Below are 1,495 nucleotides of genomic sequence, written 5' to 3' on the forward strand. Positions count from 1 at the left end.
GGTACGGGCGTGGGGCACGGGGGCAGCATCGGACCGGCAGGCCGGCCGCGCCAGGGGCGTTCGGGTCAGCCGCCGCACGTCCGTGCGCCGGTGTGCAGGGCGAGGGCGGTGTCGGGGCCCAGGGTCGCGGTGAAGCGCCCGGAGCCGTCGACGGTGACGGTCCTGCCGCTCTGCACATCGCAGTAGCCGCCCGCCGGCAGCGACGTCTGGAAGGCGCGGGTGAGCGAGGAGGTCTCGTGGTTGATGGCCACGAACGCCTTGGCGCCGCGTCCGAAGGCGATGGCGTTGCCGCCGTCGTCCCACCAGTCGGTGACCGGCGCCGTGCCCGCGGTGTTGCGGAACGCCACCATCGAGCGGATCTCCGGCCAGGCGTGCTGGCACTTCCATCCGTCGCGGTAACAGGCGTCCACCCGGCCGCTGTTGGGCGGTCCGGCGTCCTTGTCGCTGAACACATAGCCGGAGTGGACGTCCGGGGAGCCGTAGGGCCAGGCCAGCATGAAGACATGGGCCAGGGTGTACCGGGCGCCGTCGTTGTAGGTGAGTGTCCGGCCGCCGCGCTCGGTGTCGTGGTTGTCGACGAAGACCGACGCCCTGCCCCCGGGCAGATAGCCCCAGCCCTCGCCGAAGTTCTTCAGGTACGCGAGTTTCTCGTCGGTGAACACCCGCTTGAGGTCCCAGGAGTAGCGGAACTCCTGGACGTCACCGGTGTTGACGTACTCGGTGGGCTGCACGGCCTCGCCCGCGCCGTAGATCGTCTCCTGCTTCCAGTAGACGCCCGGGTTGCTCAGCCGGGACTTGATGGCGGCGAGGTTGTCCTCGGGGATGTGCTTGGCGGCGTCGATCCGGAAGCCGTCGACGCCGAGCGAGAGCAGGTCGTTGAGGTACCCGGCGACGGTGTCGCGGACGTGCTCCTCGCCGGTGTCGAGGTCGGCCAGACCGACGAGCTCGCAGTGCTGGACGTTCCACCGGTCCTGGTAGTTGCCGATCTCGGCCTTGCAGTCGTCCAGGTCGGCCGCGGAGTAGGTGCCGGGGTAGTCGTACTTGCTGTAGGCCGAGCCCGCCGAGCCGGTGCCGGAGCCGCTGGTCATATGGTTGACCACCGCGTCGGTGACGACCTTGACGCCCGCCGCGTGACAGGTGCCGACCATGGAGCGGAAGGCGGCGCGGTCGCCGAGCCGGCTGCCGATCCGGTAGCTGACGGGCTGGTAGGCGGTCCACCAGGCGTCGCCCTGTATACGTTCCTGGGGCGGGGAGACCTGGACGTACCCATAGCCGTCGGGGCCGAGTTCGGTGGTGCAGGCCTTGGCCACCGAGGCGAAGTTCCACTCGAACAGGACGGCGGTCACGTCCTTGGGCCCCGGCGCGGCGGCCCCGGCCGGCGGGGCGCCGAGGACGGCACTGCCCGTGGCTCCGGCGACGAGGGCGAGGGCGGCGGCCAGGGTTCTGCGCGTACGGCGGGTGCGGGGGGTGCCGGCGGTGCGACCGTCCATGGGGG

1 pseudogene is annotated in these 1,495 nt (G+C 71.3%); it reads right to left on the minus strand.

What is annotated here, in order from left to right:
- Positions 1-68: 68 nt before the first annotated feature.
- Positions 69-1,490, minus strand: a pseudogene (locus ACJA3G_RS36810) (alpha-amylase); the annotation flags it as partial.
- Positions 1,491-1,495 lie beyond the last annotated feature (5 nt).

The organism is Streptomyces sp. YS-3 (assembly GCF_045257485.1).
Lineage (GTDB): Bacteria > Actinomycetota > Actinomycetes > Streptomycetales > Streptomycetaceae > Streptomyces.